This is a genomic window from Oleiphilus sp. HI0079 (assembly GCF_001635105.1).
Map to the genome: position 1 here is coordinate 1 of NZ_LWFT01001401.1, position 609 is coordinate 609.

The window sequence follows — 609 nt, forward strand, 5'->3', positions numbered from 1 at the left end:
GTGTTGGGCATATTTTTGTTTACCGGTAGCGCGAGGTGTTTGCGCTGAAAATTCTTTGGTATCTCATGTGTTATCGGTTCAGACTGCGATATTTATTTTGTACTATAAGGTCTAGTCGCACCTTATGGTTCACGTTAAGGCACGTCCGATTTTTCGAGAGCTAGAGTAGCACCTCCATTTTTTATACACAATTTTTCTGAGGAACCCGAGCGCTATGAGCGAAATGTCATTATCTAGCGATGTTCTTGAGCTTTTGCATACGCGAGTCTCGTATCCGAGGCTTGAGTCTCCAGCGCCGGAGGGTGCGCTTTTAAAGCGGATTCTCATGACGGCGATGCGCGCTCCTGATCATAAGGTTCTTAGGCCAGCTCGTTATCTTTTAGTTGAAGGAGAACGTCGAGAGGAGCTTGGAGAGATTTTTGCCCACGCTGCTCAGCGAAGCGATCCGTCGGCTTCAGATGCGAAGTTAGAAAAATGTCGAGCAATGCCGTTGCGCGCGCCATTGGTTCTTGTAGCAATATCAAAAAACATTGAGCATCCAAAAGTGCCTGTTTTTGAGCAAGAGCAATCCGTCGCATCGGGATTAGCACACATATTGATTGCGCTTCA

The 609-nt window shown here is 46.8% G+C and carries 1 protein-coding gene; it reads left to right on the plus strand.

Annotated features, from left to right (window positions below; translation table 11 throughout):
• Positions 1-214: 214 nt before the first annotated feature.
• On the plus strand, positions 215-609 hold a 395-nt coding region (locus A3750_RS24170), incomplete at its 3' end, for a nitroreductase family protein (RefSeq protein WP_156498912.1).